Genomic DNA, 20,569 nt, shown 5'->3' with positions numbered 1-20,569 from the left:
GTCCGGGTGCCACCGGGTGGGGGCCCGACCCATGTCTTGGGGTGGTTCAGGCAGCGCGGCGACGGCCGCGGGTGGCCGGGTCGACAGCCGAGGCCTCCTGGATGGCCTTGATGTCGGCCAGCCGGAATCGGATCTTGCGGTTCGCCGTGATGTGCGGGATGCGCTTCTGGTTCGCGGCGATCTTGAGCGTGCGGACGGTGTAGGGCAGGAGCCCCATCTCGATGACCTGCTCGGCGGTGTAGAGCCGGAGACGCTCCTCGGCCGTGAACTCGGTGGCGAGGGCGGAGTGCGCGACCTTCTGCGTGGTCACGGCTGTTCCTCTCGGTTAAGAGCGGCCACGGGTACGGACAGGGCAGCGGCTATCGCGCGGATCGTCTCCTCGCTCGCCCCAGCCAGCCCGCGTTCCACTCGGGACAGATGACTGCGGTCACGCCCAGTCCGCAAAGCAAGCTCCCTAAGGCTTACATTGCAAGCAGCTCGGAAGGCTCTGATTGCGGATCCGTTCGGCGTCACGAGAGAAGACAACCATGTCGACGCCTGCATTGCAAGCAGTATCGGCACACTTTCGACGCACTCTGAAGCATGCAATGCATGCCCCACTGGGGGCGCGCGGCCCGCCATGCAACCCAAGCCAGCCTTAAATGCAGGTCAAACGGCCGGATCCGGGCTCTGTGGTTGCACGGAGATGCGGCATGATGTGCCCATGGACAGAGACTGGGCTCGCCTTTCAAGCGCGATCGCCGCCGCGCGGGACGACCTCGAGCTAACACAGCCGCAGCTTGCGCAGGAGCTGGGCGTCGGGCGGTCGGCGGTCCAGAAGATGGAGAGTGGCCACCACTACTCGAAGGTCACCCCGCTGCATCGGGCGGCGGCGCGGCGGTTCGGCTGGACCGAGGACAGCGTTGAGGCCGTGCTGGCCGGCGGAACCCCGACCGTCCGCGGTCAGCGCGGCGGTGCCGCGTCGACTGCAGACATTGGAGATGCCGAGGTTGACGAACTTCTCGACAGCCTGACCGGGCGGGTGAAGGCAGCCTTGCTCGGCGGTCGGGTTGCTGACGCCACGGCGGTCACGCTCAGCTCGCCTGACGACGGTGACGTGGTGATCATCTGGAAGGAGGGCGAGGCGCGGGACCTCACGCCCGAAGAGCGGCGCGAGCTGGAGAAGAAGTGGAGTCGGCTCCAGCGGGCCGCCCACGAGATCTTCTCTGAGGACGACACGCAGTAAGTCGACAATCACACGAAACGCCGCGAAACCCCTGCGCATATGCCAAACGTGTGCAAAGATTCCGCTACCTGAGTGAGGGGGGTCACCCAACACAGGTAGAGGGGGACCGCCCCATGCGGATGCGGATCGAGCGCGTGACGGACTTCGTCCCCCACGACGGCCTAGTGGTCGTTCGTCGAAAGGCCGGCACGCTGGTGGTCGAGCTGAACGCCAACCTCCTCACCGAGGACCAGGCAGCCAGGCTCGACCAGTGGCTCCGCGAGGACCCGGACCTCCTGCGGACGATCTGCAACGCCGACGTGTAGTGGCACACCTTGGCACGGCGGGGTCTCGCGGAAGGCAGGCCCCGCCTGCCAGGACCAGAGGGGTGCCACTTGGCGTACGCCGAAAAAGTGTTCAAGGTCAAGAACGGCAAGCCGACCAAGCAGTACACGTGGCGCTGCCGCTACAAGTTGCCCGATGGCAACCTCGGTAGCGAGCCAGGTTTCCCAACGAAGCGCACGGCCGAGGAATGGGGCGACGCGCAAGAAGCAGCGATTCGTGCCGGCCGATGGGTGGACCCCAACCTCGCGCGGAAGCCCTTCGGCAAGTGGGCCCGCGAGTGGATGGCGGCAAAGGAACCCCGCGGGCACACGCGAACCACCCGTTGGGCCCGCCTGGATGCCCACATCCTGCCGCGGTGGGAGAACACGCCGCTGAACGCGATCACGTGGTTCGACGCTGAGAACTGGGCGAACGGGCTGGAGTGCCACGACGTCACCGCGACACACTGCCTGACGCTCATGTCGCAGATCCTGACGGGCGCGGTCGACGCCAACCATCTGCAGGTGAACCCGCTGTATGGGCGTCGACGGAGCAGGTCGGCCGCCGCCAAGGCCGTAACGCAGAAGCGCGACGATGCCGAGCTCTGGGCGACGCCGGAAGTTGTGCTGCGGATGGCCCGCCGGGTAGGCCCGCGCGACGGCATGCACATCCTCACGGTGGCGTTCAGTGGACTGCGCTGGGGCGAGAGCCTGGGGCTGCACCGGGACGACGTCCTGCAGGAGCGCCGGCTGCAGCACGACGGGCAATGGTGGAGCTGCCCGATCCTGCGAGTCCACCAGGAGATCGCCGAGTACCAGACCCGCGGGGCTGACGGCTCGAAGGGGCCCATGCAGTTGGACATCGAGCCACTGAAGAACGAGCACAGCATCCGCGACATCGACGTGCCACCTTTCCTTGCCGAGCTCCTGGCTGCCCACCTCGACGCGGTCAAGCATCCCTTCGCGTTCATGACGAAGGACGGCCTGCACTGGCGGAGGTCGAACTTCGGTCGGCAGGTGGTCCGGCCGGCCGCCGACGGACGGGCGGCGCTGGCCGCGTCGAAGGGGCATGCCCCTCGGCCGGCGTGGGAGCCGATCATGCCGGGCCTGACCATGCGGGCGCTCCGGCACACCCACGACACCTACCAGGCCGAGATCGGGGTGAAGCCGGTGCTCGCTTACGAGCAGGCCGGGCATCGGTATCCTGGTATCAAGGGTACGTACCAGCACGCGACTCCCGAGATGCGGCAGGAGCGGCTGGACGGACTGCAGCGGATCTACCAGCGCGGGATGGCGGCGCTCGGGTGGGACCGGGTCTGGGAAACGAGTTGATCTCCCAAATCTCCCCTAATGGATCTTCAAAAGAACCATCACAGCAGGTAGATGCGCTAAGAGCGCTATTCTTACAAAGCAGATGTCGGCGGTTCGAAACCGTCCGCGCCCACCGACACGAGGGCCGGCCCGGGAGGTGTACACCTCCCGGACCGGCCCTTGATCGTTCCCGGTGTCCTGCCGATCCGTCGCACCTGCTGGTCCCCGTCGGTCGTACTGGGCCCGGCCGCGGGCCGGGAACGGGCCGGTGGTAGGGAGGGGGGATGGTGACCAGGGCGTTCGATGCGGTGCTGTGCGACGTGGACGGGGTGATCCGGTTCTTCGACGGGGACCGGGTGGCGGCGTTGGAGCGGGCGGCGGGGCTGGAGGAGGGGAGTACGGCGGCGGTCGGGTTCGCGCCGGAGAACGATCTGCCGTTGCTGCTCGGGCGGATCGGGAAGGCGGAGTGGGTGGACTCGATCGCGCGGGGGCTGTCCGGCCGGGTGACGCGGGCGCGGGCGCGTGGGCTGGCGGAGGCGTTCGCGGACTCGCCGTTCCGGGCGGACGAGGTGGTGGTGGGCCTGCTGCGGCGGGTGCGGGAGCACTGCCGGGTGGTGCTGGTGACCAATGCGACGGTGTGGCTGGACGAGGACCTGGCGCTGCTGGGGCTGACGGACCTGGCGGACGAGGTGGTGAACAGCTCCCGGGTGGGCAGCGCCAAGCCGGACCGGCGGATCTACGAGATCGCCGTCGAGCGGGCGGGCGTGGCGCCGGGGCGGTGCCTGTTCGTGGACGACCGGCAGGAGAACGTGGACGCGGCGGTGGCGATGGGCATGACCGGGGTGCGCTACCGAGGGCCGGAGGACCTGCGGCGGGCCCTGGCGCCGGTGCTGGACAACGCGTGGTGGGGGAGCCGCCGTTGAGGCGGAGGGCCTGTCCGGTGAGGTGACGGGTGCCGGGGGAGTCGGGGAAGTGGGTGGTGCGGGCGCCGCGTGATCCTGGCGGGCCTGTCGGACGAACCGCTGGACGGCGTGCGGGTGCGGGGGACGGGGTGGGGGGTGAGGATCGGGGGGACCGGGCGGACCCATGAGAGTGGTGGGCGGATGGCTGAGCAGGTCGGGGAGTCGCGGGCGGAGCTGTCCTCGCGCCTGAACTGGCTGCGGGCGGCCGTGCTGGGGGCCAATGACGGCGTGGTGTCGACGGCCGGTCTGGTGACCGGTGTGGCGGGGGCGGCGGGTTCGCGGACGGCGCTGCTCGCGGCCGGGGTGGCCGGGCTGTTGGCGGGGGCGATGTCGATGGCGGCCGGCGAGTACGTGTCGGTCAGCACCCAACGGGACACCGAGCGGGCCGCGTTGGCGCAGGAGCGGCGGGAGCTCGCGGAGGATCCGGAGGGGGAGCTCGACGAGCTGACCGACTACTACCGGGGGAGCGGGCTGGCGGACGGGCTGGCCCGGGAGGTGGCGATGGCGCTGACCGAGCGGGATGCGCTGGCCGCCCACGCGCAGACCGAACTCGGCATCGACCCGGACGTGTTGACCAACCCCTGGGAGGCGGCGCTGGCCAGTGCGGCGGCGTTCACGCTGGGCGCGCTGGTGCCGCTGCTGGCGGTGCTGCTGCCGCCGGAGTCGTGGCGGCTGCAGGTGACGGTGGCGGCGGTGGTGGTGGCGCTGACCCTGTCGGGCTGGGCGAGCGCCCGGCTGGGGGGTGCCGGCCCGGGTCGGGCGGTCCTGCGCAACGTCATGGGCGGGTTGTTGGCGATGGCGGTGACGTACAGCGGCGGTGTGCTGCTGGAGCAGGTCGCCGGGTGACCGTGCTCCCCCGGCCTGCCGACCGGGCGCGGGCGTGGCCCGGGCACGCCGGGTGACGGCGCCGGGCGGCTCGACAGGCGAGCGGGTGCGGCCTGTGTTTGTGTGGCTGCAAACCGCTTGGGAGAGGTGAATCGCCGTGACCATGCCCCCGTTCGGATCGAACGATCCGTTCTCCGACCTGCTCAGCCGGTTCTTCGGGATGAGCCCGCTGGCCTCTCCGCCCGCCGTGCAGCGGGTGCCGATCGGGCGGCTGCTCAGCGAGTCCTCGCAGGAACTGCTGACGCTGGCCGCGCGGCGGGCCGCCGAGGACGGATCCAGCGACCTCGACACCGCGCACCTGGCCTGGGCGGCCACCCGGGTGGAGCCCTCGCGCCGGATGCTGGAGCGGGCCGGCATCGACCCGGACCGGCTCTCCGGCGACCTGGAGCACGCCCTGCCGTCCGGAAGTCCCGACGTGGTGGGCGGCCGGCCGGCGCTCACCCCCTCGGCCAAGCGCGCGCTGCTCGCCGCGCACGCCCGCTCGCAGGAGGTCGGCGCCTCGTACATCGGTCCCGAGCACATCCTCGGCGCGCTGCTCGACCAGGAGCGCTCGGGCGCCGGCGTGGCGCTGCGCAACGCCGCGCCCTCGCAGGAGGCGCTGAAGTCGGTGCTGGAGGGGCACGGCACCGGCGGTGAGCGCAGCAGCACGGGAGCCCACCCGAGCGAGACGCCGACGCTGGACGAGTACGGGCGCGACCTCACCGAGGAGGCGCGCTCGGGCCGGCTGGACCCGGTGGTGGGGCGGGCCGAGGAGATCGAGCAGACCGTCGAGATCCTCTCCCGGCGGACCAAGAACAATCCGGTGCTGATCGGCGAGCCGGGTGTCGGCAAGACCGCGATCGTCGAGGGCCTGGCCCAGCGGATCGTCTCCGGGGACGTGCCCCGGAGCCTGCGGGAGAAGCGGGTGGTCACCCTCGACCTGACCTCGTTGGTGGCCGGCTCCAAGTACCGGGGCGAGTTCGAGGAACGGCTGAAGAACGTGATCGACGAGGTCACCGCGGCCGAGAAGAGCGTCATCCTGTTCCTGGACGAGCTGCACACCGTGGTCGGCGCGGGCAGCGGCGGCGAGGGCTCGATGGACGCCGGCAACATCCTCAAACCGGCGCTCGCGCGCGGCGAGTTGAGCGTGGTCGGCGCGACCACGCTGGACGAGTACCGCAAGCACGTGGAGAAGGACGCCGCACTGGAGCGCCGCTTCCAGCCGGTGCTGGTGCCCGAGCCGAGCGTCGAGGAGACGATCGAGATCCTCCAGGGGCTGCGCGACGCGTACGAGGCGCACCACCAGGTGCGGTTCACCGACGAGGCGTTGGATGCCGCCGCGACGCTCTCCGACCGGTACGTCAGTGACCGCTTCCTGCCCGACAAGGCGATCGACCTGCTGGACCAGGCCGGTGCGCGGGTCCGGCTGCGCAGTCTGAGCGGGTCCACCGAGGCGACCGGGGTGCAGGACCGGATCACCAAGCTGAAGCGGGAGTTGGAGGAGGCCGTCGCGGACGAGGAGTTCGTCCGGGCCGCCAACCTGAAGACGGAGCTGCGGCAGACCGAGGACGAGCTGGCGGCGATCGCCGAGTCCCACGAGGGGGTCGTCGACGTGACGGCCGACGACATCGCGCAGGTGCTGTCCTCCCGGACCGGCATCCCGGTCGCGGAGCTGAACGCGACGGAGAAGGAGCGGCTGCTCAAGCTGGAGGAGCACCTGCACGAGAAGGTGATCGGCCAGGAGGAGGCGGTCACCGCCGTCGCCCAGGCGGTACGCCGCGGCCGGGCCGGGATGGGCGACCCGGAGCGGCCGACCGGCTCCTTCCTCTTCCTCGGCCCGACCGGCGTCGGCAAGACCGAGCTGGCGAAGGCGCTGGCGGCGCTGCTGTTCGGCGACCCGGACCGGATGATCCGCTTCGACATGAGCGAGTTCCAGGAGAAGCACACCGTCTCCCGGCTGGTCGGCTCCCCGCCCGGGTACGTCGGCTACGAGGAGGCCGGGCAGCTGACCGAGGCGGTGCGCCGCAAGCCGTACAGCGTACTGCTCTTCGACGAGGTGGAGAAGGCGCACCCGGACGTCTTCAACCTGCTGCTCCAGGTGTTGGACGACGGGCGGCTGACCGACTCCCAGGGGCGTACGGTCGACTTCCGCAACACTGTGGTGATCATGACCAGCAACATCGGTTCGCAGCGGATCCTCGACCGTGTCGGAAGCGTGGACGCCCGGAGCGGAGCTCCTGATCAGACACTCAGGGACGACCTGATGCGCGACCTGCGGCAGCAGTTCCGTCCCGAGTTCCTCAACCGGATCGACGAGGTGATCGTCTTCCACGCGCTCACCCGGAAGGACCTGCTGTCGGTGGTGGACCTGCTGCTGGAGCGCAGCCGGCGGCGGCTGCGGGCCCAGGACGTCCGCCTGGAGGTCACCGAGGCGGCCAAGGAGTACCTGGTCAACCGGGGTCACCAACCGGAGTTCGGGGCCCGGCCGCTGCGCCGGACGATCCAGTCGGAGCTGGACAACCGGATCTCCAACCTGCTGCTGGACGGTTCGGTGCGGGAGGGGGACACCCTGATCGCGGACGTGGGCGACGGGGAGCTGGTGGTCACCCTGGCGCGGCCGGAGGCGTCGGCGACCTTCGCGGAGGCGGGGGCGGAGGCGGGGGCCGGCGCGGCCGCCGCGGAGGGCTGAGGACGACCGGCCGAGGGCGTCCTTCCCAAGGGCGGACTCCCCATGGGCGTACTCCAGCGGGAGTACGCCTGAACGCCACTGGTGGAGGACGCGCGGGGACGGGGCGCGGGTCTAGCTTGTGGGCATGATGCCGCCCACGCCCCCGCCGACCGAGCCGCCCCAGGCACAGCGGCCGGCGGAACAGCCACCGGGGCAGCCGCCCGGGAAGCCACCGGAGCGGCCGCCCGACCCGTGGCGCCCGCCGTGGGCGCGTGCGGCCGGGGCGGGGTACCCGCTCGGGGTCGCGGCGGCGGTCGCGGTGCTCCAGCTGGTCGGCTCGACCTTCGCCGCGCACGAACAGCGCGGGCGGGCCCCGCTGGACGCCTTCGGCTACCTGCTGCTGCTGATCGGGCCGGCCCTGCTGGTGCTGCGCCACCGCCGGCCGGTCGCGGTGGTGGCCGGCACTTCGGTGGTCACCGCCGGGTACCTGGCCGCCGGGTACCCGTACGGGCCGGTCTTCGTGAGCTGGCTGATCGCCTGCTGCGTGGCGATCGGCTCCGGGCACCGCCGGGCGGCCTGGGCCGGCGCCGGCGGCGTCTACCTGGTGCACCTGCTCGGATCCTTCGCCCTGCCGGAGAGCTGGCAGCGTGCCGCCCCGCCGTCCGGCAGCGTCTGGCCGCAGGAACTCGGGCTGCTGGCCTGGCTGCTGTTGGTGATGGCGGGCGGCGAGCTGGTCCGGTTCCGGCGCGAGCGGATCGCCGCCCACCGGGCCTACCGACAGCAGCTGGAGGAGCGCCGGGCCGACGACGAACGGCTCAAGATGGCCCGGGAGTTGCACGACATCCTGGCGCACAGCCTGTCGCTGATCAACATCCAGGCCGGGGTGGCGCTCGCGTTGCTCGACCGGCGGCCGGAGGAGGCCCGCAGCGCGCTGGTGACCATCAAGTCGACCAGCAAGGAGGCGCTCGGCGAGGTCCGCCAGGTGCTCGCCACGCTGCGCGGGCCCGGGGCGGCGCCACGCGGGCCGGCCCCGGGGCTGGACCGGTTGGACGAACTCACCGAGCAGGCGGACCGGGTGGGCCTGGAGGCGGAGGTGCAGGAGCGTGGGGAGCGGCGCGCTCTCCCCGCCACCGTCGACCTCACCGCCCTCCGGATCGTCCAGGAGGCGCTCACCAACGTGGTCCGGCACTCGGCGGCCCGGCAGGCGGTCGTGGTGCTGGACTGGACGGACCAGGCCGTGCTGGTGGTCCGGGTGGAGGACCCGGGGCCGGCGGTGCTCGGTGACGCGGGCGGATCCGGCAGCGGGCTGGTCGGGATGCGGGAACGCGCGGCGGCGTTCGGTGGCACCATCAGCGCGGGGCCGCTGCCCGACGGCGGCTTCCGGGTCCGGGCCGAGCTGCCGACACCGAAGGCGGGAAGCGATTGATTCGGGTACTGCTGGCGGATGATCAACTGCTGGTCAGGGCGGGCTTCCGGGCCCTGCTGGACCTCCAGGACGACGTCACGGTGGTCGGCGAGGCGGACGACGGGGAGGCCGCGCTGCGGCTCGCCCGCGAACTCGTGCCGGACGTCGTGCTGATGGACATCCGGATGCCGCGAACGGACGGGCTGGAGGCGACCAGGAGGATCGCCGACGACGCTGCGCTGTCCTCCGTACGGGTGGTCGTGCTGACCACCTTCGAACTGGACGAGTACGTCTTCGAGGCGCTGCGCTCCGGGGCGGCGGGCTTCCTGGTCAAGGACACCGAGCCGGCCGACCTGCTGCGGGCGATCCGGGTCGCCGTCGCGGGGGACGCGCTGCTCTCGCCGGGGGTCACCAGGCGGCTGATCGGCGAGTTCGCCGCCCGGTCGAAGGCACCCGAGGCCGGGCCGCAGGGGCTGCCGGACATCTCGATGCTGACCGAGCGGGAGCGCGAGGTGCTGGCGCTGGTCGGCATGGGGCTGTCCAACGAGGAGATCGCCCGGCGGCTGGTGGTCAGCCCGCTGACGGCGAAGACGCACGTCAGCCGGGCGATGCTGAAGGTCGGCGCGCGGGACCGGGCGCAACTGGTGGTGCTGGCCTACGAGTCGGGGCTGGTGCGGCCGGGGTGGCTGGGCTGAGCGGGCACGGTCCGTGAGCGGGTCGCGGTCCGTGAGCGGGCCTGCTTCCGGCCCGGCGTGTCGCGGACGGTGCCTACTCTCCGGGGAGTATCCCAACTGCCGCCGCTGGTGGGACGCGTGATGAGACCTCTCGGAGGGACGCTCTAGGCACCTCGGGAACCACCCGAGGTCCTGGAGGCCCACCACCGAGGAGTTGAACCACCATGTACACCCAGCTGGCCGACTGGTACGGCCCCGGCCCGTGGATCGGCGGCGGAACGAAGGCGGTGACGGGGCGGCTCAGCCCGCGGCCTGCGGGAAGACCTCCCGCAGCAGCGGGTCCGGCAGGCCGCGCTTGCGCCACTCGCGCGGGTAGCCGAGCGAGACCTCCGTGAACGGGACGCCGTCGTAGGTGGTCCGGCGCGGGATGTGGAGGTGGCCGTAGATCATTGCCGCGGTGTTGAACCGGGTGTGCCAGTCTGCGGTCAGCTCGGTCCCGCACCACTGGGCGAACTCGGGGTACCAGAGGATCTCGGTGGGCTGCCGGACCAGCGGGTAGTGGTTGACGAAGACGAGCGGGACGTCCGGGTCACAGGCCGCCAGCCGCTTCTCGGTCAGCCGGACGCGCTCGCGGCACCAGGAGTCGCGGTCCGGGAACGGGTCCGGGTAGAGCATCCGCTCGTCCGCGCACACGATGCCGCTCTCGTAGGCGGCCGCCAGGGAGGCCTCCTTGGTGGTCGTGCCGGGAGCACGGAAGGTGTAGTCGTAGAGGAGGAAGAGCGGGACGATGCGGACCGGTCCGCCGGGGCCCTCCCAGAGCGGGTACGGGTCCTCGGGAGTCACCACGCCGAGCCGGCGGCACAGCTCCACCAGGTGTTCGTAGCGGGCCACCCCGCGCAGCTGGACCGGGTCCTCCGGGTGGGTCCACAGCTCGTGGTTGCCCGGGACCCACACCACGCGGGCGAAGCGTTCGGCGAGCAGGCCGAGGGCCCACTCGATGCTGGTGGTGAGCTCGGCGACGTCACCGGCGACGAGCAGCCAGTCGTCGGGGTGGGAGGGTTGGAGCTTCTCCACCAGGTCGCGGTTCTCCTGGTAGGAGATGTGCAGATCGCTCACGGCGAGCAGCCGTCCCCCCGTCGGGGTGGGCCGTGGCGCCTGTGCGTCGCTGCGGTTCTCCGTGGTCACTCCTGCCCCCTGAGGTCGTCCGGCCGGTGCGGCCGATGGGCCCACTCTATGTGGCGGGCCGGGGGATCGGGGCAGGTTGACGGGATCAGTCGTTCGAACCGTCGGCCCGGGGGTCGAGGTTCGCCCGGTGCCTCAGGGGCGGACGGTGGCGCGGAGACGGATCGGGAGGTGCGGGAGGGACGTGCGGGAGGGACGTGCGGAACGGAGCGGGAGACGGAGTCAGGAGCCGCGAGTGGAAGGGGAGTTGGATCGGGTTCAGGAGCCGATGTCGATGATCACCCCGTGGGAGGTGATAACGGTGACGGCGAGGATCACCAGCGAGGTGATGCCGAGGGTCAGGCCGAGGAGGGCGCGGCCGCGTCGGCGGGTGCCGCGGAGCAGGGCCAGGGTGGCCAGGGTGATGGCGATCGGCCCGAGGACGATGTTGAACAGCAGTAGACCGGGCAGGCCGAGGAGGAAGGAGGCGATGGCGAGGCCGTCGGCCTCGGCTGTGCCCTGACGGGTGGTCGCCTGGCTGCGGAGCTCCGAGCGGCTGGTGCTCCGAGGGGCGATCGCCTGGCGGTCGGTGACGATGCTCATGGTGGTGCGGGTCCTCTCTGGGCAGTGGCCGCGGTACGGTCCGCGGTGCGGCCGGGTCAGCGGTGCCGGAGGCGGGCGATGCCCTCGCGTGCGCCGAAGGCGAGCAGCCAGGCGGTGATGGCGGCGGAGGCGGCGAGGAAGACCGGGAGCGAGGTGTGGGCGGCGGTGCCGATCAGGATGCCCATGGCGACGAGGGCGGAGAGCAGGATCACGGCTGGCTCCTTCGGCTGCGGCTGGGACTGCGCCGATTTCGGTTGACAACTGTTCACTGACTTCGTCCTCACTGTACGCCCGGCTGGCCAAGTTCAGCAAACGAATGTTTACTGAATGGCGTGAGTCACACCGTTGGGGCCAGGCAGGCCCAGAAGCAGCAGAGTCGGCGGGCATTGCTGGACGCCGGGCTGCACCTGTTGGCCGATCAGAACCTGGCGAGCCTGGGCGTCCGCGAGGTCACCCGGGAGGCCGGGCTCTCGCCGGCCGCCTTCTACCGGCACTTCCCGGACCTCGCCGCCCTCGGGGTGGCGCTGGTCGAGGAGTCGCTGGCCAGCCTGCACGTCATGATCCGCTCGGTGCTCGCCGAGTCCGGCGGGTCCGAGGAGCTGATCGACCGTGCGGTGGACGTGATCGAGCGGCACGTCCGCGAACACCGGGGGCACGTGCGCTTCCTGGCGCGCGAGCGGCACGGCGGAGTGCGGCAGGTGCGTGAGGCGATCGACGCCGAACTCGGCCGCTTCGCCGCCGAGGTGGGGGCCGCCCTGGCGCTGCAGCCGGAGTCGCGCGGGTGGAGCGAACAGGACCTGCGGATGCTCGCCGAGCTGTACGTCGACCACATGGTCTCCACGGCCGCTGCCTTCCTGGAGGCGCTGGAGACGGACCCGGCGCGGGAGCAACGGATCGCCGCCACCGCACGTCTCCAGCTGCGCCTGATCAGCATCGGCCGGGAGCACTGGCAGGCGGGCTGAGCTCTTCCGTCGAGGAGTTGACGGACGCTTTGTGTGATGGGTGGGCTGGGTCGCGGGTCGAGGCGGGCCGGGTCTCGTGCCGGGTGGCGGCGGTAACCGGTCATTGCGGCTTGGGCGGTTCTTGGTGTTGCTTTGACTCTTGACAGTGGGTCATGTCCGCGACAGCTTTGGTGCACCCCCACCCGTGGACCCCCACAGCGAGAGGTCTCTCATGAAGAAGCCGCTCATAGGCATGGTCGCCACGTTCCTGGTCGCCGGTGCCACCGCCTTCGTCGGTGGCGTTCCGGCTCAGGCCGCCGCCCCTGCCGCCACGTCTGTCACGTCTGTTACGTCCGCTGACAAGTCCGTCGCCGCCGTCAACTTCGCCGGGACAGTCGCACTCAGCAACTGCTCCGGCTCGTTGGTGCGGATGCCCGGCTCGGCCGCGAGCGACCCGGCCCTCGTGCTCTCCAACGGGCACTGCCTGGAGACCGGCATGCCCGGCCCGGGTCAGGTGGTCCTCAACCAGTCCTCCAGCCGCAGCTTCACCCTGCTCAACGCGAGCGGCAGCGGTGTCGCCACGCTGCGCGCGACCAAGATCGTGTACGGCGCGATGACCGACACCGACGTGTCGATCTACCAGCTGAACACCACCTACGCCTCGATCCAGTCCCGGTACGGGATAGCCCCGTTGACGATCGCGGCCACCCACCCCGTCCAGGGCACCTCGATCAAGGTCGTCTCCGGCTACTGGAAGAAGATCTACTCCTGCTCGGTCGACGGCTTCGCCTACCGGCTGAAGGAAGCCGACTGGACCTTCAAGGACTCGCTCCGCTACACCTCCACCTGCAACGTGATCGGAGGGACCTCCGGCTCGCCGGTGGTCGACGCCTCGACCAACCAGGTGGTCGCGGTGAACAACACGATCAACGAGAACGGCGAGACCTGCACCCTGGACAACCCCTGCGAGGTGGACCAGAACGGCGCGGTGACGGTCCGCCCGGGCATCGGCTACGCCCAGGAGACCTACGGGATACCGGCCTGCTTCGCCGCCGGCAACCGCTTCGACCTCACCCTCCCGGGCTGCACCCTGCCCCGCCCGTAGAGCATCAGGGCAACCCGCTGACCAGCACTTTCCTCCCGATGGGCCATCCGCGAACGGCGGGTGGCCCATTCGGCCGTCCATCGGCCGGCCGCCGTACCGCCTGTCGTGGCGCCTGCTGTACCGACCGCACCGACCGCACCGACCGCTGTACCGCCTGCCACCCCGACCGCCGTACCGATCGCACCACCTGCACCGCAGATATGGAGAGTTGATGACCACCACCGTGAGAAGACTGCTGGCCTCCGCCCTGCTGATACCGCTGCTCGCGGTCGGCGGCCTGGCGAGCCCGGCATCCGCCGCCGACGGCCGGAGCGCTACCCAGGGCCCGCAGGGCGACCAGGGCGACCAGGGCGGCCAGGGTGACCAGAAGGACCAGGGCAACGGCTCCCGCCACGGCCGGAGCCCCGCCGACGACCCGACCGCCGACATCAAGGACCGCCTCGCGGCGATCCCCGGGGTGACCGTCACCGAGGAGAAGCCGACCACCACCGGTCACCGCTACTTCATCGCCACCTACACCCAGCCGATCGACCACAACCGCCCCTGGCTGGGCACCTTCCAGCAGCGCTTCAGTCTGCTGCACCGAGGCTACGACCGCCCGACCGTCTTCTACACCAACGGCTACACCCTGGGCACCAACCCGTCCCGCACCGAGCCGACCCGGCTGGTGGACGGCAACCAGGTGTCCATCGAGTACCGGTTCTTCACCCCCTCCCGCCCGGACCCGGCGGACTGGTCCAAGGCCGGCATCCGCCAGGGCGCCGCGGACTCGCACCGGCTGGTGACCGCGCTCAAGCGGATCTACCAGGAGGAGTGGCTGTCCACCGGCGCCAGCAAGGGCGGCATGTCCTCGACCTACTACCGCCGCTTCTACCCGGACGACGTGGCCGGCACGATCGCCTACGTCGCGCCGAACAACACCAACGTCAACGACTACGAGGCGTACAGCGAGTTCTTCCGCACCGTCGGCACGCCCGAGTGCCGGGCCCGGCTGAACGCCGCCCAGCGCGAGCTGCTGGTGCGCCGCGACCGTCTGGAGGCCCGCTACGTCGCCGACAACAAGGCGGCCGGCTCCACCTTCAACACCCTCGGCACCCCGGACCGCGCGTACGAGGCCGGCGTGCTGGACGTGGTCTGGGCGTTCTGGCAGTACAGCCTGGAGTCCGACTGCGCCAAGGTCCCGGTGGCGGCCACCGCGACCGACGACGAGCTGTACGCCTGGTTCGACTCGCAGTCCGGCGTCACCGGCAACAGCGACCAGTCGCTGGCGAAGTACACCGCGTACTACTACCAGGCCGCGACCGAGCTGGGCGCGCCGTTCTTCGACGTCTCGCACCTCAAGGGCGTGCTGCACTACGACTACAAGGAGCTCTACTCGGTCCGCAGCTACGTGCCGAAGGAGATCCCGACCGTCTTCAACCCGAACGCGATGCCCGACATCGACCGCTGGGTGAAGCGCGAGGGTGAGCGGATCATGTACGTCTACGGCGGCAACGACCCGTGGGGCGCCAAGCCGTTCCGCCTCGGCCGGGGCAGCGAGGACAGCTACGTCTACACCGTGCCCGGCGGCAACCACGGCTCCAAGATCGGGCAGCTGCCCGCCGCGCAGTCGGCGGAGGCCACCGCCAAGGTGCTGGAGTGGGCGGGCCTGAGCGGCCCGAACGCCGCCCGCTCGCTCGCCAAGTCGCCCGGGGCGGGTGCGGACTTCGGTCCGCTGGACGTCGAGGGCCAGCGGCTGGAGCAGGAGCGCCGCCCGCTGTAACGCCGACGCGCGCAGCAGGCGGTACCACCAGGCACGCAGTCGAGGAGGTCGCCCCGGGTTCCGGGGCGGCCTCCTCGCGTCGTTCGGGGAACGGCGGGCGCAGCCGAAGAAGCAGCGGACCGACCCCTCCCCGAAGCAATGAATCAGTGCTTCAATGCTTCCATGGCCTACCGACGCACGCCCGCCGTACAAGCCCGCCTGGACGCCCAGCGCGAAGCGGTGCTCCAGGCAGCGGTCGGCCTGCTCGCCGAGCGTGGCTACGGCGGCTGCACGATGGCCGCCGTGGCGGACCGCGCCGGGATCGCCACCGGCAGCCTCTACCAGCACTTCAGCGGCAAGGCCGAGCTGTCGGTGCAGTTGTTCCGCCGGGTGGTCACGCACGAGATCGACGCGGTCAACGCCGCCGTCGCGCTCCGGGACACCCCGCGGCAGCGGATCGCCGCCGTGGTCGAGACCTTCGCCGCCCGCGCCCTGCGCGCACCCCGGCTGGCGTACGCGCTGCTGGTCGAGCCGGCCGACGCGGTCGTGGACGAGGAGCGCCTGGTGTTCCGGCGGGCGTTCCGGGACGTGATCGCCACCGAGATCGCCGCCGCGGTGGCGAGCGGCGAACTGCCCGAGCAGGAGCCGGTGCTGACCGCGGCCGCCCTGGTCGGCGCGGTCGGCGAGGCGCTGGCCGGCCCGCTCGCCGCCGCACCGGTCGGAACCGCCCGGCCCGGACCCGGCGAGTCCGGGAACGGCAGGCCCGGACCCGGCGCGCCCGAACCCGGCGCGCCCGAACCCAGCGAGCCCGGACGCAGCGCGCCCGGACACGGCGAGTCCGAACACGGCGAGTCCGAACACAGCAAGAACACCACGGTGGTCCCCGCCCTGGTCTCCTTCACCCTGCGTGCCCTGGGAGGACGCGATGACAGCGACGCATGAGGTCACCAACCAGGTGCCCCTGCCGTACGGACACGACACCGCCGCCGACCCCACCCTGCTCGCCGCCCTCCAGCGGGCCGACGCCGGCTGGGCCGAGCCCGAGCTGCGCGAGCTGGGCCGGCTGGCCGGCTCCGAGCAGGCCGCCGAGTGGGGCCGGCTGGCGAACGAGAACCCGCCGGTGCTGCGCACCCACGACCGCTTCGGAAACCGCGTCGACGAGGTCGAGTTCCACCCGGCCTGGCACGAGCTGATGCGCACCGCCGTCTCGTACGGCCTGCACGCCGCGCCCTGGCGCGACGAGCGTCCCGGCGCGCACTCCGCCCGTGCCGCCAGGTTCTTCGTCTGGGGCCAGGTCGAGGCCGGCCACACCTGCCCGATCTCGATGACCTACGCCGCCGTCCCGGCGCTGCGCGCCAACCCCGAGCTGACCGCTGAGCTGGAGCCGCTGCTGGCCGCGCGGGAGTACGACTTCGGGCTGCGCGAGCCGCGCACCAAGCGCGGGCTGATCGCGGGCATGTCGATGACCGAGAAGCAGGGCGGCTCGGACGTCCGCACCAACACCACCACCGCCGCTCCGCAGCCGGACGGTACCTACCGGCTCACCGGCCACAAGTGGTTCACCTCGGCGCCGATGTCCGACCTCTTCCTGACGCTGGCCCAGGCGCCGGGCGGCCTCAGCTGCTTCGCGCTGCCGCGCGTCCTGCCGGACGGCAGCCGCAACCGCCTGCAGCTGATGCGCCTCAAGGACAAGCTCGGCAACAAGTCCAACGCTTCCGCCGAGTTGGAGTACGACGGCGCGGTCGGCTGGCTGGTGGGCGAGGAGGGGCGGGGCGTCCCGACCATCATCGAGATGGTCAACATGACCCGCCTGGACTGCACCATCGGTGCGGCCTCCGGCATGCGCTACGGCGCCACCCGGGCGGTCCACCACGCCCTGCACCGGCGGGCGTTCGGCAAGGCGCTGGTCGACCAGCCGCTGATGCGCAACGTGCTCGCCGACCTGGTGGTGGAGTCCGAGGCGGCCACGATCGTCGCCATGCGGCTCGCCCAGGCGACCGACCGCACCCTCGCCGGGGACGGGAACGAGGCGCTGGTCCGGCGGCTGGGCCTGGCGGTGGCCAAGTACTGGGTGTGCAAGCGCGGTCCGGCGCACTCCGCCGAGGCGCTGGAGTGCCTGGGCGGCAACGGCTACGTGGAGGAGTCCGGGATGCCCCGGCTCTACCGGGAGGCGCCGCTGGTGTCGATCTGGGAGGGCTCCGGCAATGTCGCCGCCCTGGACGCGCTGCGCGCCATGGCCAAGCGCCCCGAGAGCGTGGAGGCCTTCCTCGGCGAACTCGACGCCGCCGCGGGTGCGGACCGCCGGCTGGACGCGGCCGTCGCCGCGCTGCGCAAGGAGCTGACCGACCTGGGCGACCTGGAGTACCGCACCCGCCGACTGGTCGAGTCGATGGCACTGGCCTTCCAGGGCTCGCTGCTGGTCCGCTACGGCAGCCCGGCGGTGGCCGACGCGTTCTGCGCGAGCCGGCTGGGCGGCGACCACGGCGCGGCCTTCGGCACCCTGCCGGCCGGGGTCGACACCGGAACGATCATCGACCGCGCCCTGCCGGTGCCCGCGTGAACGACCGAACAGTGAACGACCGAACGGCGAACAACCGAGCAGTGAACGACCGAGCGGTGAACGGCCACGAGGCGGACGGTCCGGAAACGGACGGCCAGGAGGCCGAGAGGGTCAGGGAGTTCTGGCAGACGCTCGGCCTTCCCGGGCTGATCGACGTGCACACCCACTTCATGCCGAAGAACGTTCTCGACAAGGTGTGGGCGTACTTCGACGCGGCCGGTCCGCTGGTGAACCGTCCCTGGCCGATCACCTACCGCGAGGCCGAGGAGGAACGGGTCCGACGGCTGCGGGACTTCGGAGTCCGGGCGTTCACGTCCATGCTGTACCCGCACAAGCCCGGCATGGCCGGCTGGCTGAACGCCTGGGCCGCCGACTTCGCCGCCCGCACCCCGGACTGCCTGCACACCGCGACCTTCTTCCCCGAGCCCGAGGCGACCAACTACGTGGCCCGGGCGATCGAGGACGGCGCCCGGGTGTTCAAGGCGCACCTCCAGGTCGGCGGCTACGACCCGGCGGACCCGCTGCTGGACGAGGTCTGGGGGCTGCTCGCCGAGACCGGCACCCCGGTGGTCACCCACTGCGGATCCGGGCCGGTGCCGGGCAGGTTCACCGGCCCGGGCCCGATCGGCACGGTGCTGGAGCGGCACCCGGGCCTGGTCGTGGTGGTCGCCCATCTCGGGATGCCCGAGTACCGCGGCTTCCTCGACCTGGCCGAGCGCCACCCGGCCGTCCGGCTGGACACCACCATCGCGTTCACCGACTTCGCCGAGGCCGACGACCCGTTCCCGCGCGAGGAACTGCGGCGCCTGCGCGGGCTGGCGGACCGCGTCCTGCTCGGCAGCGACTTCCCCAACATCCCCTACCGGTACGTCCACCAGCTGGAGGCGCTGGCCGGGCTGGGGCTGGGGGAGGAGTGGCTGCGGGCGGTCTGCCACGACAACGCGGCTGCCCTCTTCGGCGTCAAGCCCGAAGGCTGATCACCGCACCGCCGATCACCGCACCGTCCGCAGCACCTCCAGCGCCCGAGTGTGCAACCCGGGCGCGGCGGCGAGGAAGCCGTCGGAGCCGGCCGTCCAGGCCGACCCGGCGGCGTCCGTCACCGCCGCGCCCGCCTCGCGCGCGATCAGGGCGCCGGGCAACAGGTTGCCCGCGTCGAGGCCGTACTCCCAGAACAGCGCCAGGTGCCCCGAGCCGACCTGGGCCACCTGGAGTGCGGTCGGGCCGAGGTTGCGCACTGCCAGGACCGCTCCCGCCATCGCGGACAGCGACTCGCCCGCCCGGCGCAGCGCCACCGGGTCGGCGGCCACCCGCGGCGGCTGGCTGGTGGCGGCGACGGTGACGGCCAACTCCCGTTCCAGGGGCGCGATCGGCCGCTCGTCCAGCCGGGCCCCGCCGCCGAGCACCGCCCGGTAGGTGCGGCCGTCCTGCTCCGGGGCGTGCACCACGGCCAGTACCGCGGTGCCGTCCCGCACCAGGGTGGCGGTCACCGCCCAGTGCGGCTGCCCGAGCAGGTACTGCACCGCGCCGTCGGTCGCGTCGCACAGCCACCACTCGCCCTCGGCGGGCACCGTGCCGTCCAGTTCCTCGGGCACCCAGCCGGCCTGCGGGCGCAGCGCCGTCAGCCGCTCCCGCAACGCTGCTGCGGCCGGGCCGTCCAGTTCGGCGAAGGCGGCCGCCGCCTCCTCGACGGTCCGCGCCGTGACCGGGTCGGCGGACCGGCGTGCCGCCAGCCCCGCCCCGACCTCGCGCACCGCGGCCTCCACACCGTCCGCCAGCGTCCACAGTTCCTTCGTCACGGCGACCCCTCCTCGATTCCTCACGCTCGATTCCTCACGCCGGGGCGGGGCTCCGGCCCGGCGTCCGCTCCGTCCGCTCCGGCCGGTCGGTCGGGACAAGGAGTACCGTCAGGTTGCCGATCAGGACGCAACTACTGCCGAGAGTGACGGAAATCGGACACCATGGACCTCTCCACCACCGATCCGGACAGCGTGCTGGACACCCTGGACCGCCGCCTGGTGTGCGCCCTCCAGGTGGACGGAAGGGCCGAGCCCGGCCGGATCGCCGGGGTGCTGGACGTCTCCGCCCGGACGGTCACCCGCCGGCTGGGCCGGATGCGTCAGGCCGGGGTGCTGCGGGTGGTCCGGTTGCCGGACGTCGAGGACGCCGCCGTGGGTGCGCTGCTGCTGCGGGTCCGGGTGCTGAGCGGGCGGGTGGACGCCATCGCCCAGGCCCTCGCCGACCGCTCGGACGTCCCGTTCGTCGACGTGATGCTCGGCGGCCACGAGGTGGGCGCCGTGATGCTCACCGACGCCGGCTCCCGCGACCGGCTGCTGTACGGGCAGTTGCCCGCGACCGGTGCCGTCACCGAGACCACCACCCACGCCGTGCTGCACGCCTTCGCCGACGCCGGGCAGTGGCGGGCCGGGTACCTCACCGACGAGGAGGCCGCCGCACTCGCCAGGCCCACCACTTCCCGCCCGGCCGCTCCCCGCCCCGCCGCGCCCCCGCCGCTGGACGGTCTCGACCGCGCGCTGCTGGAGCGGCTGGGCGAGGACGCCCGGCAGTCCCACGCCGCGCTGGCCGGGGCCGTCGGCGCGCCCGAGTCCACGGTGCGCCGCCGACTGCATCGGCTGGACGAGGCCGGGCTGCTGCGCACCCACGCCACCGTGGACCCGCGGCTGCTCGGCATGGCCGTGGACGCCAACCTCTGGCTGGACGTGCCGCCCGGCCGGATCGCCGAGGTCGGCACGGCGCTGGCCCGGCACCCGCAGGTGCACGGGGTGTTCGCCACCAGCGGCCCGGCCAACCTGCTGGCCACGGTGTTCTGTCCGGACCACGGCGAGCTGTACCGCTTTCTCACCGACACCCTCGGCCCGCTCGGTGCCGCCCGGGCCGAGACCACCATCACCGCCCGCGCGGTGAAGCGGGCCGGCGTCCTGCTCCGGCAGCCGGCCCGGCGGCCGTAGCGGGCCGGTCGTCACCCGCGGGGGGACGGGCCCTCAGCCCCCGGCCCGGCTCCCGGCCCCTGCCCCCGGCCCGGCCCCGGG

At 72.1% G+C, this 20,569-nt stretch carries 21 protein-coding genes; 15 read left to right on the top strand and 6 right to left on the bottom strand.

The window, feature by feature from the left end; all coding sequences use genetic code 11:
• Positions 1 to 46: 46 nt before the first annotated feature.
• Together ACWDBE_RS05455 and ACWDBE_RS05450 are read right to left on the bottom strand one after the other, a co-directional pair.
• Positions 47 to 310, bottom strand: a complete 264-nt coding sequence (locus tag ACWDBE_RS05455; protein ID WP_449807279.1) for a hypothetical protein — start codon at positions 308 to 310, stop codon at positions 47 to 49.
• Entirely contained in the window at positions 307 to 543 is a 237-nt protein-coding gene (locus ACWDBE_RS05450; RefSeq protein ID WP_449807278.1) for a helix-turn-helix domain-containing protein, read from the bottom strand. Before ACWDBE_RS05450 ends, ACWDBE_RS05455 begins: the two co-directional genes overlap by 4 nt.
• A 160-nt stretch (positions 544 to 703) precedes the next feature.
• Here ACWDBE_RS05450 and ACWDBE_RS05445 point away from each other — a divergent pair, with 160 nt between their 5' ends.
• From ACWDBE_RS05445 to ACWDBE_RS05410, 8 genes are all read left to right on the top strand, one after another.
• Positions 704 to 1,225 carry a helix-turn-helix transcriptional regulator gene (locus tag ACWDBE_RS05445; protein ID WP_449807277.1) on the top strand — a complete coding sequence of 174 codons (522 nt, stop codon included), beginning with the start codon at positions 704 to 706 and terminating at the stop codon, positions 1,223 to 1,225.
• Between the two features lie 113 nt (positions 1,226 to 1,338).
• The gene (locus ACWDBE_RS05440) at positions 1,339 to 1,530 is read left to right on the top strand and encodes a hypothetical protein (RefSeq protein ID WP_449807276.1); all 192 of its coding nucleotides are present in this window, start codon (positions 1,339 to 1,341) and stop codon (positions 1,528 to 1,530) included.
• Positions 1,531 to 1,599: 69 nt separating this feature from the next.
• Positions 1,600 to 2,859, top strand: coding sequence for a hypothetical protein (locus ACWDBE_RS05435; protein ID WP_449807275.1), 1,260 nt, complete (start codon positions 1,600 to 1,602; stop codon positions 2,857 to 2,859).
• 263 nt (positions 2,860 to 3,122) lie between these two features.
• Complete coding sequence (locus ACWDBE_RS05430; RefSeq protein ID WP_449807274.1) at positions 3,123 to 3,761, top strand: HAD family hydrolase; 639 nt, start codon at positions 3,123 to 3,125, stop codon at positions 3,759 to 3,761.
• 180 nt (positions 3,762 to 3,941) lie between these two features.
• Positions 3,942 to 4,646 carry a VIT1/CCC1 transporter family protein gene (locus ACWDBE_RS05425; RefSeq protein ID WP_449789175.1) on the top strand — a complete coding sequence of 235 codons (705 nt, stop codon included), beginning with the start codon at positions 3,942 to 3,944 and terminating at the stop codon, positions 4,644 to 4,646.
• 142 nt (positions 4,647 to 4,788) lie between these two features.
• On the top strand, positions 4,789 to 7,353 hold the full coding sequence (locus ACWDBE_RS05420) for an ATP-dependent Clp protease ATP-binding subunit (RefSeq protein WP_449807418.1): 2,565 nt from the start codon (positions 4,789 to 4,791) through the stop codon (positions 7,351 to 7,353).
• Between the two features lie 124 nt (positions 7,354 to 7,477).
• Complete coding sequence (locus ACWDBE_RS05415) at positions 7,478 to 8,758, top strand: sensor histidine kinase (protein ID WP_449807273.1); 1,281 nt, start codon at positions 7,478 to 7,480, stop codon at positions 8,756 to 8,758.
• On the top strand, positions 8,755 to 9,432 hold the full coding sequence (locus tag ACWDBE_RS05410) for a response regulator (RefSeq protein ID WP_449807272.1): 678 nt from the start codon (positions 8,755 to 8,757) through the stop codon (positions 9,430 to 9,432). Before ACWDBE_RS05415 ends, ACWDBE_RS05410 begins: the two co-directional genes overlap by 4 nt.
• Positions 9,433 to 9,711: 279 nt before the next feature.
• Here ACWDBE_RS05410 and ACWDBE_RS05405 read toward each other — a convergent pair whose 3' ends face one another.
• The 3 genes from ACWDBE_RS05405 to ACWDBE_RS05395 form a co-directional block, all read right to left on the bottom strand.
• Positions 9,712 to 10,596: a metallophosphoesterase family protein gene (locus ACWDBE_RS05405; protein ID WP_449807271.1), complete on the bottom strand. Its 885-nt coding sequence runs from the start codon at positions 10,594 to 10,596 to the stop codon at positions 9,712 to 9,714.
• Positions 10,597 to 10,851: 255 nt separating this feature from the next.
• Positions 10,852 to 11,175, bottom strand: coding sequence for a DUF4190 domain-containing protein (locus ACWDBE_RS05400; RefSeq protein ID WP_449807270.1), 324 nt, complete (start codon positions 11,173 to 11,175; stop codon positions 10,852 to 10,854).
• 56 nt (positions 11,176 to 11,231) lie between these two features.
• Positions 11,232 to 11,387, bottom strand: coding sequence for a hypothetical protein (locus ACWDBE_RS05395; RefSeq protein ID WP_402412358.1), 156 nt, complete (start codon positions 11,385 to 11,387; stop codon positions 11,232 to 11,234).
• A 120-nt stretch (positions 11,388 to 11,507) separates the two neighbouring features.
• Here ACWDBE_RS05395 and ACWDBE_RS05390 point away from each other — a divergent pair, with 120 nt between their 5' ends.
• The 6 genes from ACWDBE_RS05390 to ACWDBE_RS05365 all read left to right on the top strand — a co-directional run bounded on the left by ACWDBE_RS05390 (position 11,508) and on the right by ACWDBE_RS05365 (position 18,499).
• Positions 11,508 to 12,137, top strand: coding sequence for a TetR family transcriptional regulator (locus ACWDBE_RS05390; RefSeq protein ID WP_449807269.1), 630 nt, complete (start codon positions 11,508 to 11,510; stop codon positions 12,135 to 12,137).
• 211 nt (positions 12,138 to 12,348) lie between these two features.
• Entirely contained in the window at positions 12,349 to 13,221 is an 873-nt protein-coding gene (locus ACWDBE_RS05385) for a S1 family peptidase (RefSeq protein ID WP_449807268.1), read from the top strand.
• A gap of 211 nt (positions 13,222 to 13,432) precedes the next feature.
• Positions 13,433 to 14,983, top strand: coding sequence for a S28 family serine protease (locus ACWDBE_RS05380; RefSeq protein ID WP_449807267.1), 1,551 nt, complete (start codon positions 13,433 to 13,435; stop codon positions 14,981 to 14,983).
• Positions 14,984 to 15,145: 162 nt separating this feature from the next.
• Complete coding sequence (locus ACWDBE_RS05375) at positions 15,146 to 15,904, top strand: TetR/AcrR family transcriptional regulator (protein WP_449807266.1); 759 nt, start codon at positions 15,146 to 15,148, stop codon at positions 15,902 to 15,904.
• Complete coding sequence (locus ACWDBE_RS05370) at positions 15,888 to 17,522, top strand: acyl-CoA dehydrogenase family protein (protein ID WP_449789184.1); 1,635 nt, start codon at positions 15,888 to 15,890, stop codon at positions 17,520 to 17,522. Before ACWDBE_RS05375 ends, ACWDBE_RS05370 begins: the two co-directional genes overlap by 17 nt.
• Positions 17,523 to 17,563: 41 nt before the next feature.
• Positions 17,564 to 18,499, top strand: a complete 936-nt coding sequence (locus ACWDBE_RS05365; RefSeq protein WP_449807265.1) for an amidohydrolase family protein — start codon at positions 17,564 to 17,566, stop codon at positions 18,497 to 18,499.
• Between the two features lie 15 nt (positions 18,500 to 18,514).
• Here the strand turns inward: ACWDBE_RS05365 and ACWDBE_RS05360 are convergent, their stop codons facing one another.
• Positions 18,515 to 19,318: an inositol monophosphatase family protein gene (locus ACWDBE_RS05360; RefSeq protein ID WP_449807264.1), complete on the bottom strand. Its 804-nt coding sequence runs from the start codon at positions 19,316 to 19,318 to the stop codon at positions 18,515 to 18,517.
• A 162-nt stretch (positions 19,319 to 19,480) separates the two neighbouring features.
• Here ACWDBE_RS05360 and ACWDBE_RS05355 point away from each other — a divergent pair, with 162 nt between their 5' ends.
• Complete coding sequence (locus tag ACWDBE_RS05355; RefSeq protein ID WP_449789186.1) at positions 19,481 to 20,488, top strand: Lrp/AsnC family transcriptional regulator; 1,008 nt, start codon at positions 19,481 to 19,483, stop codon at positions 20,486 to 20,488.
• The last annotated feature ends 81 nt before the right edge of the window (positions 20,489 to 20,569 follow it).

This window comes from Kitasatospora sp. NPDC001132 (assembly GCF_053598415.1).
This window is presented reverse-complemented; position numbering and strand designations above follow the sequence as displayed.